This window comes from Heliomicrobium sulfidophilum (genome assembly GCF_057715735.1).
In genome coordinates, this window is sequence record NZ_JBVTZZ010000005.1 from 772,905 (window position 1) to 787,253 (window position 14,349).

18 protein-coding genes are annotated in these 14,349 nt (G+C 49.3%); all 18 read left to right on the forward strand.

From position 1 onward, the window contains the following. Positions 1 to 158: 158 nt before the first annotated feature. The 18 genes from AC0CW1_RS09415 (at position 159) to AC0CW1_RS09500 (ending at position 14,349) form a co-directional block, all read left to right on the forward strand. The gene (locus AC0CW1_RS09415; RefSeq protein WP_488182808.1) at positions 159 to 656 is read left to right on the forward strand and encodes a terminase small subunit; all 498 of its coding nucleotides are present in this window, start codon (positions 159 to 161) and stop codon (positions 654 to 656) included. After that, the gene (locus tag AC0CW1_RS09420; protein WP_488182809.1) at positions 634 to 1,905 is read left to right on the forward strand and encodes a PBSX family phage terminase large subunit; all 1,272 of its coding nucleotides are present in this window, start codon (positions 634 to 636) and stop codon (positions 1,903 to 1,905) included. The genes AC0CW1_RS09415 and AC0CW1_RS09420 overlap by 23 nt, the downstream gene beginning before the upstream one ends. Positions 1,906 to 1,915: 10 nt before the next feature. Then, positions 1,916 to 3,397: a phage portal protein gene (locus tag AC0CW1_RS09425; RefSeq protein ID WP_488182810.1), complete on the forward strand. Its 1,482-nt coding sequence runs from the start codon at positions 1,916 to 1,918 to the stop codon at positions 3,395 to 3,397. Beyond that, positions 3,384 to 4,451, forward strand: a complete 1,068-nt coding sequence (locus AC0CW1_RS09430; RefSeq protein WP_488182811.1) for a minor capsid protein — start codon at positions 3,384 to 3,386, stop codon at positions 4,449 to 4,451. The genes AC0CW1_RS09425 and AC0CW1_RS09430 overlap by 14 nt, the downstream gene beginning before the upstream one ends. A gap of 114 nt (positions 4,452 to 4,565) precedes the next feature. Next, positions 4,566 to 5,150 (forward strand): phage scaffolding protein, encoded by a 585-nt coding sequence (locus tag AC0CW1_RS09435; RefSeq protein ID WP_320405057.1) that lies wholly within the window; start codon positions 4,566 to 4,568, stop codon positions 5,148 to 5,150. A gap of 34 nt (positions 5,151 to 5,184) precedes the next feature. Then, complete coding sequence (locus tag AC0CW1_RS09440; protein WP_320405058.1) at positions 5,185 to 6,030, forward strand: phage major capsid protein; 846 nt, start codon at positions 5,185 to 5,187, stop codon at positions 6,028 to 6,030. Between the two features lie 18 nt (positions 6,031 to 6,048). Continuing rightward, positions 6,049 to 6,294 (forward strand): hypothetical protein, encoded by a 246-nt coding sequence (locus AC0CW1_RS09445; RefSeq protein ID WP_488182812.1) that lies wholly within the window; start codon positions 6,049 to 6,051, stop codon positions 6,292 to 6,294. 30 nt (positions 6,295 to 6,324) lie between these two features. Further along, positions 6,325 to 6,777: a phage head-tail connector protein gene (locus AC0CW1_RS09450; RefSeq protein ID WP_488182813.1), complete on the forward strand. Its 453-nt coding sequence runs from the start codon at positions 6,325 to 6,327 to the stop codon at positions 6,775 to 6,777. A 6-nt stretch (positions 6,778 to 6,783) separates the two neighbouring features. Beyond that, a complete protein-coding gene (locus AC0CW1_RS09455; RefSeq protein ID WP_488182814.1) occupies positions 6,784 to 7,173 on the forward strand; it encodes a hypothetical protein in 390 nt (129 codons plus the stop codon). After that, a complete protein-coding gene (locus AC0CW1_RS09460; RefSeq protein ID WP_488182815.1) occupies positions 7,170 to 7,712 on the forward strand; it encodes an HK97 gp10 family phage protein in 543 nt (180 codons plus the stop codon). The genes AC0CW1_RS09455 and AC0CW1_RS09460 overlap by 4 nt, the downstream gene beginning before the upstream one ends. Before the next feature lie 21 nt (positions 7,713 to 7,733). Continuing rightward, entirely contained in the window at positions 7,734 to 8,162 is a 429-nt protein-coding gene (locus tag AC0CW1_RS09465; RefSeq protein WP_488182816.1) for a phage tail terminator family protein, read from the forward strand. Continuing rightward, positions 8,162 to 8,362, forward strand: coding sequence for a hypothetical protein (locus tag AC0CW1_RS09470; RefSeq protein ID WP_320405064.1), 201 nt, complete (start codon positions 8,162 to 8,164; stop codon positions 8,360 to 8,362). Before AC0CW1_RS09465 ends, AC0CW1_RS09470 begins: the two co-directional genes overlap by 1 nt. A 6-nt stretch (positions 8,363 to 8,368) precedes the next feature. Beyond that, on the forward strand, positions 8,369 to 9,706 hold the full coding sequence (locus tag AC0CW1_RS09475; RefSeq protein ID WP_488182817.1) for a phage tail sheath family protein: 1,338 nt from the start codon (positions 8,369 to 8,371) through the stop codon (positions 9,704 to 9,706). Positions 9,707 to 9,724: 18 nt separating this feature from the next. Beyond that, the gene (locus AC0CW1_RS09480; RefSeq protein ID WP_320405066.1) at positions 9,725 to 10,183 is read left to right on the forward strand and encodes a phage tail tube protein; all 459 of its coding nucleotides are present in this window, start codon (positions 9,725 to 9,727) and stop codon (positions 10,181 to 10,183) included. Between the two features lie 20 nt (positions 10,184 to 10,203). Beyond that, the gene (locus tag AC0CW1_RS09485; protein WP_488182818.1) at positions 10,204 to 10,611 is read left to right on the forward strand and encodes a phage tail assembly chaperone; all 408 of its coding nucleotides are present in this window, start codon (positions 10,204 to 10,206) and stop codon (positions 10,609 to 10,611) included. A 212-nt stretch (positions 10,612 to 10,823) separates the two neighbouring features. Beyond that, positions 10,824 to 12,731 (forward strand): tape measure protein, encoded by a 1,908-nt coding sequence (locus AC0CW1_RS09490; protein ID WP_488182819.1) that lies wholly within the window; start codon positions 10,824 to 10,826, stop codon positions 12,729 to 12,731. Continuing rightward, a complete protein-coding gene (locus AC0CW1_RS09495; RefSeq protein ID WP_320405069.1) occupies positions 12,731 to 13,402 on the forward strand; it encodes a LysM peptidoglycan-binding domain-containing protein in 672 nt (223 codons plus the stop codon). Before AC0CW1_RS09490 ends, AC0CW1_RS09495 begins: the two co-directional genes overlap by 1 nt. Further along, positions 13,399 to 14,349 carry an XkdQ/YqbQ family protein gene (locus AC0CW1_RS09500; RefSeq protein WP_488182820.1) on the forward strand — a complete coding sequence of 317 codons (951 nt, stop codon included), beginning with the start codon at positions 13,399 to 13,401 and terminating at the stop codon, positions 14,347 to 14,349. The genes AC0CW1_RS09495 and AC0CW1_RS09500 overlap by 4 nt, the downstream gene beginning before the upstream one ends.

Sequence of the window (14,349 nt, forward strand, 5' to 3'; positions counted from 1 at the left end):
TATTGTTCCGTAATTACCTATGTCATATTATGGTATCGGGGAATAGCCCTTTCCCCCTCCTTTTTTCATAGGGATACAGAAAAAGACGTCTTCACAGGCGTCTTTTTCTATTATCCCCGTACAAATTGTAATTAAACACGAAAGGTCGGTGATGAATCGTGGCATTGACGAAGAAACAAAAAATCTTCTGTGACGAATACCTGATTGACCTTAACGCCACACAAGCGGCGATTCGCGCCGGTTATAGTGTGGAAAGTGCAGGATCAATCGGAAATGAAAACCTGAAAAAACCTGAAGTTCGCGCGTGTATAGAAAAGGCTATGGCCGAGCGTTCGAAAAGGACCGGAATAAATGCTGACCGCGTCCTTCGTGAACTTGCCAGGATTGCCTTCGTGAATGCGGCCGACGTCATAAACTTCGACAGCGCAACAATCGCAGAAGGCGCTTCCGAGGACGACACAGCGGCAATAGCTTCTGTTAAGGTCAAGACTATTCCAACGGCAGACGGTGAAGGTGTGGAACGTGAAATCAGGCTGGCAGACAAAATCAAAGCCCTTGAATTATGCGGAAAACACCTGGGAATGTTCAAGGACGATCCGGAATCAAATGTCCCTGTGACGGTGGTGATCAATTATGACTATGGCGGCGAAGATTGAAGTCAGGTCTTCGGCGCAGTTTAACCCTGTATTCCGGCCGGTCAATGAATGCCGTAAAAGATACCGCATACTGAAAGGATCAGCCGGTTCAGGAAAGTCGGTCAATATCGCCCAGGACTATATTGCGAAGCTGTCCGATCCATACTACACAGGCGCGAACCTTCTTGTCGTTCGTAAGATTGAGGAAACGAACCGCGAGAGTACCTTCGCAGAACTGCAAGCGGCCATATACAGAATGTTCGGGGCATACGCGAATAAATTCTGGAAGGTGAATCTAAATCCCCTATCCCTGGAATGCAAGATCACCGGCAACAAGATTATATTTCGCGGTGTGAAGGATCAGCGACAACGTGAAAAGGTCAAGTCAATCACCTTCAAGAAAGGGAAACTGGTCTGGATATGGATTGAAGAAGCGACGGAACTTCTTTCCGAAGATGTTGACATTCTGGACGATCGTCTTCGTGGAGATTTGTCAGAAATAAACCCGAATCTGTATTACCAGATCACAATGACCTTCAACCCTGTCAGCGCTTCCCACTGGATCAAGGCCCGATATTTTGACAAGGCCGATCCGGAGGTCCTGACGCACCATTCCACATATAAGACGAACCGCTTCATTGACGCCGGCTATTTCCGACGTATGGAGCGCCGCGCCGTGGAGGACCCAGAAGGTTATCGTGTTTATGGTCTTGGTGAATGGGGCGAACTTGGCGGTCTGATCCTGACGAACTTTGAAGTCCATGACTTCCCGACAGACAGGGATCGCTTCGATTCTGTCTATTATGGTCAGGACTTCGGCTTCAATCACGCGAACGCAATCCTGGGAATAGGCTACAAAGACGGTGAAATTTATATCCGGTACGAATTGTACTGTTTCGAAAAGGACACGGAAGAAATTATTGATCTTGCCCGTGCGGCGAAGATTGATCCGCGAATAGAAATGTTTTGCGATTCGGCCGAACCTGACAGGATCAAGACCTGGCAGAAGGCCGGATTCAGGGCCTATCCAGTGAAGAAGGAGCAAGGAAGTGTCAAAGCCCAGATTGACTTCCTGAAAGGCCGCAAGATACACATACACCCTTCCTGTGTGAACACATTAAAAGAAATTCAACAATGGAAGTGGAAAAAGGACCCGACAACGGGTCTTTATATAGACGAACCAGTCGAATTCATGGACGACGCAATGGCCGCCCTTCGTTATTCCGTTGAAAGAATTCGTCGCGGTTCCGCTATCGAAGTTTTGAAGTGAGGTGAAAAGCATGGCAGAATTAACCGTCATGGACCGGATAAACATGATCCTTTCTGATCCGAAAAAGGCGACAATGTCACTGGCCCAGATCGTCGGTGAGGAAATAAAGGAATTCAAGGCTTCCGAGCAATACAAAATCATGGTCGAAGCTGAACAGTATTACAGGAACCGGTCTGACGTCCAGAGGAAAACAAACGACGTCGCCAATCGTTCGAACTGCAAAATCGAACACCCGATTCTGAAAAAGCTGGTTGATCAGAAAGCAAATTATCTTCTGTCAAAGCCCTGGACTGTTAACACCGGAAATAAAAAGTACGGCGACGCCCTGAACGAAGTCTTTGATCCTACGTTCCGCCGCAAGATTAAAAGCCTGGGGAAAGGCGCTGTCAAGTCAGGCATAGCCTACATACAGCCCTATTTTGACAATGGGAAGCTGGCCTTCATGCGTATTCCTTCGACGGAACTGATTCCTTTATGGAGCGACGCAGAGCGAACCAAAATGGACGCCTTCATTCGCTTTTATGACCAGATAATCTATATCGGGAACCGAAAGCATACTATCACACGGGCCGAATTTTGGTTTTCTGGTGGTGTGAAGCGGTTTGTCACCGGTCAAGAAGGCGGCTATAACTTCATGGTTGACAAGGATTACGGCGACGAATCCAATGACTACACAGAAAGTCATTTCGTTGTCGGGAATAAGGCATACAACTGGGAAGAAGTCCCGATCGCTTGGCTGAAATACAACGAGGAAGAACTTCCCCTTTGCTACTTCATAAAGGACCTGATCGACGATATCAACTGGCAAACGTCAGTGACAGCCGACGTCCTTCGCGACGTGGCAAAATTCATTTATATTCTTAAAAACTACGGCGGCCAGGACTTGGGCGAATTCATCAAGGACCTAAAGGAACACCTGGCGATCAAAGTCACGTCTGACGGCGGCGTGGATAAATTACAGGCCGATCTGAATATTGACGCGGTCATGGCCTTCCTGGACAAACAGCGCCGCGACGTGTTCGACTTCGCTTCTGCTGTGGATACAAAAGACCCAGACCTGGGGAACGCTTCCGGAACGGCGATCAATTTCCGATACATGGACCTTGACGCAGACTGTGAATCACTGGGAGCAGAACTGAAAGACACCTTCCAACGCCTGAAACTGTTCATTGACGTATATTTTCAGCTTACTGGTAAAGGTGACTTCACAAAGGAACAGTTTGACATTGTCTTCAACATGGATATGCCTGTCAATGAAACCGACGTGATCAATAATGTCAGAAACAGCGACGGGATCATTTCCAGAAGGACACAGCTTCAAAATCACCCGTGGGTTCAGGACGTGGACGAAGAAATGGCCTGGATTGACGAAGAAAAGAAAAAGGCTATGGAGGAATTCGGGTCTGGTCTGTTCGATAATGCCCTGGGCGCGAACGCTGGCGCCGATATAGGCGACGACGGAAACGGCGGTGGCGACAATGTCGAACAGTAAAGTTTATTGGTACAAGCGCGCCCTGATCCGTGAGAACGAAGCCTATCTTCGCGGCGCCGCCCTATCAGCAAAGACTTTTACAGAGTACGAAAAAGCGGCGAAGGCGATCCGGAAAGAAATCAGTGACTTCTATTCCAGGTATGCCGGCAAGTATGGCCTGACATATGAACAAGCTGTCCGCCTTCTGAACAAGAGAGAAGCCCAGGAATGGAAGGCTTCCCTGGCGGAGTACGTCAGGAAGATCGCCCAGGAAACCGATCCGCGCGTTAAGGCACTGTTGACGGCACAGCTTGACGCATTATCATATAACAGTTCAATAACGCGTCTGGAAGCCCTTATCGGCCAGATAGATATGATACTAAATGACCTGTTCACGAAGGGCGTCGCACAGATGAAGGCGGAATTCGGCGACAGTTTCACAGAAAGCTATTATCATAAGGTTTATGATCTACAATGCCGCGCCGGCTTCCTGAATGAATTTGCAAAGATAAACGCCGGCATGATTGAAGGCGTTGTTTCTTATCCCTGGTCTGGCGCTATGTTTTCGGATCGGCTATGGCAAAACAAACAGGCCCTTCTTTTTCACCTTCGGGAGATCACGACACAGGGCCTTATTCAAGGGAAAAGTGTCGTCACCATGTCAAAGGAAATGTCGGCGCGAATGGGCCAATCCTATAAGAACGCGGAACGGTTGATCCGAACCGAAACGAACCATATTCACAATGAAGCCGAGATCGCCGCATATAAGGCCGCCGGTGTGAAGAAATATGAATTCGTGGCAACGCTGGACAGCCGTACAAGTGAAATATGCGCCAGTCTTGACGGGAAACATTTTCCCCTTTCGGAAGCAAGGCCAGGAACTAACTTCCCGCCCATGCACCCGAATTGCAGATCAACAACGGTCGAATATGATCCGGACGACGAAATGGACTGGTATAATTCCGGAAAGAAAATGCCGAAGAATATGACTTATTCAGAGTGGGCCGAGTATCACGGCATAAAACAGAAGAAATCTTCTGCAAGCAAACGCAATCAATTACAAACAGTTGATTAAACGCCTTCACGGGCGTTTTTTCATATCCAAAATTAGCCGTATCCGTCCGGCGAACAGACGGAACCGCAAAGCGTGTGGAAGTCACGAAAAATACAGCGGTAGAAAGGAGAAACCATGATTCACGAGAGTATCAAAGCCCTACTTGGTGAAGACCTGACAAGCAAAGTCGAAGCGGCACTGAAAGGCAAAGGCAAAGACGGAAAAGACGTCGATCTGGTGGTCGGTAATGACGGGACATTCGTTCCGGCTGATAAATACGACGCCGTGAAGACACAGTCTGCCAGCGCGGAAAAAGCGCTGAAAGCCGCCGCCGACGCGTTAAAGGCGATCGGTGGTTCTGGTGATCCTGCAAAGATCGCCGAAGACGTGAAAACCGCCCAGACAACAATCAGCACCCTTCAAACGAACCACACGGCAGAAATCAAGAAAATCCAGAAGAATACAGCTTTGAAGCTGGCACTTGCCGGACAGGTTCACGATCCAGCCGACATCATTTCTCTTCTGGACCTTGAAAAAATCGACGTGGACGATTCCGGAAACCTGAAAACTGACCTTGACAGTCTTTTGAAGCCCATTAAGGAAACAAAGTCATATCTGTTCAAGGCACAGGACCAGAATCCGGACATCAAGGGAGCAAAACCGGCCGAGCCTGGCGCGCCCCCTAAAACCAATACACAGGGCGGACCTGTGATCTTTTAACCAAAAACCAACACAAAGAAAGGAATGATTTTCAATGGCAAGAACCAACGCGATCAGCCTTATCAATTCAGGAGCATTGAAGGCTGAACTGAAAGAACTTTACGGATATGTGATCGAGAACGTCCAGAAGAACACCTTGTCTTCCGGCTTGAAATCCCAGGCTTATACCGGCAATCCTGCCGCTGGATCGGTGGAATTCAGACGTTTCAAGAACAGCACGTCCAAAAACTACGGAACCGCAAGAGCGGCCGGAAAAGGTGACGCAATCACCGCACCGCCTACCCCTGTAAACCTGTCTGTTCACAAAGAGATCGTCGAGGAATGCGCTAAGTTTGACCTTGACACCTTCGGCGTGGGCGGCATTATGGCAAGACGTGTTGACGATCATATCAGAACTATGGTCAGTGAACTTGACGTCGCATTCTTCGCGGCCGCGTTCGCTCCTGGTGGCGGTACTGCTTTCACCACCGCAGAAACAGACCTGGCTAAAATTCTGGAAGCCTATATCCAGACCCTTGAAACCGTCCAGAATGACTATGTTCGCGGCGTACCCCGTGAAATTATGAATATGGTTTGTTCCCCCGCCTTCTATGGCAAGATCAGGGACCTTTTGGACACAAAGCCGAATCCTGGCGTGGACACAGCGGCCGAATCCTTCGGTATGTATCACGGCGTAAGGGTTTATTCTTCGATCAATATTCCATCAGGCCAGAACGCCGTCCTGATGATCGACGGAGCAATCGCCCAGCCGGTCGTGTCCTATCCTTACACCGAGCCGGAGAAGATTCCGCTGTCCAATGACTACGGCGTTTCCTTGTTCTACGACTACGGAACAGCCGTTCTGACCCCTGACCTTGTCTTCACCTACGCCGCGTCGTAAGAAAGGCGGTGACTGGTGATGAAATTCAGGAATAAAGAAACCGGCGTAATCCTGGAACCGAGAAGCGCAGTCGTTGAAGACCAGCTTCGCAATTCGCCGGCATATGAAGAATACCAGGAAAAAGCCGTCAGTGAGGAAACGCCGCTGGAAAAGATGAACAAGTCTGAACTTCTGGCCCTGGCGGCACAGATCGGCGTTCAGACCACAGAAAAGGCCACAAACGCCGACATTATAGCTTTAATCAAGGCGGCGCGTGGTGAATAAAGCCGGCGCCCTGAAAAGGTGGTGAATGGCGTGTTACAACAGATACTTGATTCCCTGGAAGGCTTGACTGATCTTGAAAAGAACGAACTTCTTCAAGTCCTTATGTCGCCGGCGTATTCCAGGCTTGAAAAGGTGAAGGTCCTTCTTGGAATCACAGGCACGGATCAGGACGGAATTCTGGAATTCGTCATTCAGACGATCGAAGAAATGGTCCTATCCTACACCGGCCAGGACACGCTTCCGGCGCCCCTTGAAAAAGTCCTTGTCGTCATGGCTGTCAGCTATTATAAAAGCGCCGGCCTGGGCGATACTTCGGCCGCTGTCGGTCCGGTGGCGTCCGTTAAGCGCGGCGACGTTACAACGTCATTCGCGACTTCTTCGGGCGCTTCCGGATCAGCTTCAACCTTCAACCTGGGGCAAGACGGCGGCGACTTCTTCGGCTGGAAGACAGTCCTGAACGAATATCGGAAATTAAGGTGGTGATCAGACATGGGATTCGGAAATCCTTCCGCAGAACGCGCGGCCATAGAACGAACCTATGAAGACACCGCCACAGTATCAAGAACAGCACCACAGACAGGAGCGAACAAGATTACGAAGTCCGTTCCTTCTGTGGTGTATTCTGCTATCATTTGCGCGCTTTCACAATCAGGTTCCGACAAGAGCCAGCAAACGAGGGCGCAAAACAAAATCGAATATGACGCCGTGATCTTCCTTCCCCCTACTCTTTCGATTCTTCCAGGGGATAAAATATCCCTGAAAAGGTTCGGAAGGTATAGTCCGGACAGTCCGATCATTTACGACTTTGAAGTCGTCGGCCGACCGGCTGTATATCCCACACACCAGGAAGTCAAGGTCAAGGACGGTGATCTGTCGTGAGTGTTGACAACAGAGGTTTGATTGCCTTTCAACAACAGATTGAAGCCTTGAAAAACGAAATCCCTGACATCATGGAAGAACTGATAATTGGCGAAGGCGTCTACGCGGCAAAACAGGCGAAACTGATTTGTAAAAACGACGTGCCTGACATTGTGAACAACGGTGATTATCGAAACAACTTCCACGCAGGGAACAAAGCCTTAACTCATAACGGCAACAAGGAACACGACGGAAGCAAGCCGCAAAGGTCAGGCAAATGGTACAGAATCGACGTTTATAATAACCTGGACTATGCGAAGCCCCTTGAATACGGGTTTAGAAGTCACTTTGTACCGGGTCACTGGTCCGGCCGTACTTTCGTTTACCAGAAAAACGATCCGGAAGGCGGAATGTATGTCGGACCATACAAAGGCTATGTACGCGGTCACTTCACGCTTCGCAGAGCAATAAAACGGACAAAGGACACGCAGGACGCGCGCCTTGCCCGTAAAATGGACCGGATCATTCGGGAACGCTTAACCCCGCACGGTTCCGGTTAATCGGAGGTATGCGGAATGACTGTGAATAAATTCATGGAAGCCGTTGCTTCAAAACTGACCGGAATCTGGCCTGATCGAAAGGTATTCGTTGACGAAATACCGAAGGACGCGGACGGAAACTTCTTCGTCGGGGTTATTGAAACAAGCCAGGAAAAGAAACTGGACCGTCGAAGGACGCGATCATGTCAGTTCGAAGTCCTCTATTTCTTGAAGGCAGACGACAACATGGTTTTCAACGACTGGGCCGAATCAATGTATGACAACTTTGAAGCCCTTTACGTTGCCGATTCTGAAACAGGGACGCGCCGGATTGCACTTTCAGACCAGACAGCCAGGAAGGACGAAACGGGCGTCTTTCAGTTTGTCTTCGACGCGAATTTCAGCTTCGTCCTGGTGCCCGAAATGATTGATCCTATGGAAAACCTTGACCAGAAGGAGGAATTGAAGTAATGGCAACTAAAAAGAAAACCGCCCCACAGGAAGACCAGCCGACGGCGGCGGAACCCAGATTTACAAAAGAACAACTGGTCAACAGTAAGGCATTCAGCCGGCACAGGGACGCCCTGGTGGCTATCCTGGACGCTGGCAAAACATACACAAAGGCACAGGCCGAAAGGCTTGTTTCCGAATTTCTTGAAAGAAAGGTGTGATCTTAAATGGCCCCTATTGGCGGAGGTACTTTCACAGTACAAAATAAAATCCTTCCTGGCGCTTATATCAACTTTGTAAGCCTGGGAAGCGCGGCCAGACTTGGAACGCGTGGCGTCGTCACCCTTCCCCTGGAATTGAACTGGGGACCTGAAAATCAGGTATTTTCTGTAACAGCGGAAGACTTCAATAAAACAGCGATCGACGTATTCGGCCATGATCCAACTGCCGCCCCCCTTCTACTTGTCAGGGAAGCCTTGAAGCGCGCGAAGACCCTTCTTGCTTACCGTGTGAATTCCGGTGGTGTTAAGGCTTCAAATACGATCGGAGGAATGACCGTAACGGCGAAATGGTCCGGAACCAGAGGAAACGACATCAAGGTCGCCGTTCTGACCAATGCAGACGACGCGACGAAGGTTGACGTTGTGACCTATCTTGGCGCAATGGAGGTGGATTCCCAGACCGTAACAGCAAGCACCGGAACGGCTAACCTAAAAAATAATAACTTCGTGACATTCGGAACAGCGGAAACGTTGACGCCGGCTTCTGCAACAGCATTGACAGGCGGGACAAACGGCACGGTAGACGGCGGAGCATATACCGCATTTCTGAATAAGATTGAGGTCGAAACCTTTAATGTGATCGGTTATCCTGGCACAGATGAAACGGTCAAGGCCCTTTTTGCCGCATTCGTGAAGCGTCTTCGCTACGATAACGGAGAGAAAATCGTCGGTGTCCTCTATCAGTATGACGGCGACGACATGGGCCTAATCAACGTCAAAAACGGCGTTATTCTGGCCGACGGCACCACAATTACAGGCGACAAGGCCGTCGCATGGGTGGCCGGCGCTTCTGCCGGCGCAGAAGTCAACGAATCACTGACGAACGTCGCATATGACGGCGCTGTGGACGTTGACATCAAATACACAAAAAGCCAGTTTGAAGCGGCTATTCAGGCCGGCGAATTCGTTTTCTATGCTGACAATGGAAAAGCGCGCGTCCTGACTGACATCAACAGCCTTGTCACATTCGGCGAAGGCGTTTCCGAAGACTGGACTTCGAACCGTGTTGTCCGCGTCATGGACGGCTGGGCGAATGATGTCGCCCGAATCTTTGGCGAAAGCTATATCGGAACCGTGACCAACAGCGACACCGGACGCCAGCTTTTCAAGGCTGACCTGGTATCCCTTGCTATGCAGTACCAGGCAATAGACGCGATTAGCAACTTCGAAAGCGCTGACATCACTGTCCAGCAGGGCAACGGAAAGCGTGACGTTGCTGTCGCTTGCGCCCTCCAGCCTAATGACAGTATGGAAAAGCTGTATATGACTGTTACGGTCAACTAATGGAAGGAGTGAATCGAATTGAGAACCCTTAACGCACCGGATACCATTTCCGGAAAAGAAGGCAGAGCATACGCGAAAATCAATGGCAACAACGAAGAATTATTCTTTGCAAAGTCCATTGAAGCCAATATCGACAAGAACAAGTCTGAAATCAAGTCGATCGGAAAGCGCATGACCGGCCATAAAGTGACCGGCCTGAATGGTACTGGGTCAATGACCCTTTATTACTTGACGCCGCTTTTTAGGTCCATGCTTGCAAACTACAAGAACACAGGCGTCGATCTGTACTTCGACATGGTGATTGAAAACGACGATCCGGCTTCTTCGGCAGGGAAACAGTCAATGCTTCTTATCGGCTGTAACCTGGATTCAACCGTTCTGGCGAAGCTGGACGGCGATTCCGACGATCCGCTGGACGAAGACGCAGACTTCACCTTCGAAGACTTCGACATTCTTACACCGTTCACAAAGTTTTAATCAAAGGAGGATAAACGACAATGGGTAAATTACAGGAATTTCTTCTGGAAAAGGAAGTGGAAACCACGGTGGAAACTACCGTGGACATTAAACCCTTCCCCTTCCCCTTCACAATCAGGTCTATCACAGAAGGCGAAAACAAGGCAATCAGGAAAAGCTGTCAGAAAACCACCTTCGATAAAAAGACGCACCAGAAGCAGACTGAAACTGACACGGACCTTTATAATAACCGCCTGGTAATCGCTTGTTGTGTCGATCCTAACTTTAAGGACGCCGAACTTCAAGCTAAATATGGCGTAATGGGAGCCGAAGCCCTGATTGACAAGATGCTGAATCCTGGTCAATATACTGATCTTCTTCTGGCTATTCAGGAGGTCAACGGCTTTTCGGCCGACGTCAATGAATTGAGGGAAGAAGCAAAAAACTAATAACGGGGGGCGGTAATGACGAAGACGCGGACGGCGAATCGGTCTACGCACATTACGCCCTCCACCGTTTGAAAATCCTTCCCAGTACGCTTTTTAGCCTTTCCCTTCGCGAACGGGCCTTTATATATGCGTCCATTGATCTTCAAGTCGAGAAGGAAAAGAAAGAAGCCGCAAAAGCAAAACGGAAGGGTAAGAAAGGAAGGTGATTATCCGTGGCCGGAGTGTCCACCAGTTTATCAATACAGGATAGAATGACCAGCACCTTAAATCGAATCGTGTCCGCCGTCACACGAACCAATCGCGCCCTTGAAGTCACGGATCGCCTGACCGAACAAGTGAACCCTGGCGAAAACTTCACACGCGGCGCACCGGCTATCAATAACGCCAGCCGCCAGGTTGAAGAATTCAACAGGCGACAGAACGAAGCTGGCAACGGAGCAAATAAGATCAAAAGTGTCTGGGGCGGCTTGGGTAGTATGATAAAAACAGCCCTTGCCGCCTTTAGCATAAAAAAGATTATTGATCTGTCCGATAATTTGACTTCTACAACCGCGCGCCTGGACTTAATCAATGACGGTCTTCAAACCACGTCGCAATTACAGGATAAAATCATGGCTTCCGCGAATCGGTCCAGGGCGGCCTATATGGATACGGCGGCAGTCGTTTCAAAACTTGGAACGCTTGCAGGTAGCGCCTTCAAAAGCAACGACGAAATGATCGCGTTCACCGAGTTAATGAATAAAAACTTCGTTATCGGCGGCGCGAGCATTGAAGAACAAAAAGCGGCCATGTATCAGCTTACCCAGGCTATGGCATCCGGAAAACTGCAAGGCGACGAATTCCGTTCTATTATGGAAAACGCGCCAATGTTGGCGCAGGCCATTGCAAAATATACAGGAAAGTCTATGGCCGATTTACGCGAAATGTCAGCGGAAGGTCAGATCACGGCTGATATTATCAAAGGTGCCATGTTTTCAACGGCCGACGAAGTAAACAAGAAGTTTGCACAATTACCAATGACATTCGGCCAGGTGGCAACTGTGATCGGCAATACGCTTCTTCAAACCTTCCAGCCGGTGATTCAGCTTATCGGGCAGGGCGCCCAGTGGATTTATGACAACTGGTCCACTATAGAACCGATTTTCTGGGGTCTGGTCGCGGCCGTCGGAGCCTTTGCGATAATAACCGGAATATGGACAGCCGTGACATGGTTACAGGTAGCGGCAAACAGGGCGCTTCTGGTATCCATGCTGACGAATCCTATCCTATGGATTGCGATCGCGATCGGAATTGTGATCGGTCTTATTTACAAATGGGTCCAGTCTGTCGGAGGACTTCGCGTCGCCTGGCTAATTGTATGTAATGCCCTACTGACCGCCTGGGACTGGGTGAAGATCGGATTCTTTACCGGCGTTTACTGGGTCATGGATATGTGGAATCAGTTACAACTGGCCTTTATGACGGCCGGCGTCAATATTGCTAATTTCATGGGCGACATGAAGGCTAATGTCCTGATGATCCTTCAAAACATGATCAACGGAGCGATCGACATCATAAACGGATTCATTTCCGTCCTGAATAAAATCCCTGGCGTCAGTATTGACCTGATTGACAAGGTAACATTCGGGACAACAGCCCAGATGGAAAACGAAGCCGCAAAACAGGCCAGGAACCAGGGCCTTGAAGCCTATCGTTCCCAGATAGAAAACCAGATCAAAGACCGCGACGCAAAGCTGAACCAGATGAAAGCCGACGCACAGGCCGCAACAGCACAGCGCCAGGCCGAGATCGCAACAGCTAAAGCCGAAGCCGCACAAAAGAAGGCCCAGGAAAATGCGGACTTGACCAGCAAATTTGCCACAAACGGTGATATTGCGAATGTCGGAAAGGTCGGCGAAGTCGGGAAAATCAAGGACGACGTCAATATCGCAGATGAAGACTTGAAACTGATGCGCGACGTTGCCGAAATGCGTGTCGTTCAGAACTTCGTTACCTTGACACCAACTGTCGCTATGAATGCCCAGATCAGCGAAAAGGTTGACGTTGACGAAGTCGTCAGAAAGATCGAAACGAAGCTGGAAGACGAATTCGCAATGGCGGCGGAAGGGGTGTATTCGTAATGGCTTATAAAATGACATTGATTATCGAAGGGCGGGAAATCTCAATTCCCGTCCTTCCTGAAAAACTATCCGTAAAGGCCGCCGGTAAGAACGAGAAGACAACCGTGATCGGACTTGGAGAAATCAATATCCTTCGCAAGAGGGGCCTTCGTGAAGTGTCCTGGGAATCATTCCTTCCGGTTCATTCGGCCCCTTATGTCACAGGCAAAATCAGGGAGCCGATCGAAATCGTAAGAGCGATCGAGAACGCACGCGATAACGCGTCCCCGATCCGCTTTCTGATCACTGGAACAGACCTGGACATTAACATTCGCTTCGGCGTTGATTCCTTCGACTATGAAGAACGCGCCGGTGAGGTCGGCGACATTTACTATCAGATCAAGCTGATCGAATGGAAGGATTATTCACCGAAACGAATCGTCCTTCCGACGGTAGCTTCAAAGCCGGCACAGGCAAAAGAACCGACGCGTTCCGGAAGTCCAGCGCCTGTCAAAACCCACACAGTCGTCAAGGGTGACTGCCTGTGGGCCATTGCAAAGAAATATTACAATGACGGGAATCGGTATCTGGATATTTATAACTCCAACAAGGCAACTATTGACGCGCGGAACAAGGGAACCGGAAATTCAAAATATACTATCTATCCAGGGCAGGTCTTCACGATAACATGATCAACATTCTTTATCAGAACGTGAAGACGGGCGTCGCCTTTGACGTGTCTTCGCTTGTTACAGCGGCGAAATGGTCAACGAAGCGTACCGGTTCCCCCGCTTCTGTTGAACTGACAGTCATTGCAAACGACAGCGTCGCCTGGGATCACGGCGGCATTGTGGCAGTAAAAGACGGAAACACCGGCATATTTTACGGGTATGTTTTCAAACTGTCACGAACTGAATCGGGTGAAATCACGGTTACAGCTTACGATCAGACCAGGTATTTGAAAAATAAAGACACTTATGTTTTCGAAGGGAAACGGGCGGATCAGATCGCGGCAAAAATAGCGGCTGACTTCCAGATCAAAACCGGCACCCTTGCAAATACCGGCTATGTCATTCCGTCCATGGTTGAAGACAACCAGACCCTTTTTGACATCATTCTGAAAGCCCTGGATATGACGCTGATCAATACCGGCAAAATGTTCTATCTATGGGACGACTTCGGAAGTCTTCGAATTTCGGACGTGTCCGATTCAAAGCTGGACCTTTTTATCGGTGATTCCAGCCTGGCGACTGGTTACACTTTTTCGTCGGATATTGATTCCGACACCTACAACAAAATAAAGCTGGTCAAGGACAATAAAGAAACCGGAAAGCGTGACGTGTATATCTTCCAGGATTCGAACTCAATGAAGTTCTGGGGCATTCTCCAAAACTTCGAAAAGGTGGACGAAAACCTGAACGAAGCACAGATCAAGGAACGCGGTAACATGATGATTGAACTTTACAACAGGCCGAAACGGTCGTTTGAAGTCAGCGCCCTTTCCGATCTTTCTGTCCGCGCCGGCCGCGCCCTGTTTATAGGGATTGCTGAAATCGGCGTCAAACAGTTCTTTATTGTTGACGAAGCCAGCCATGATCTAATAAAGCAAACTATGTCATTGAAGTTAAAGGTGGTGTGA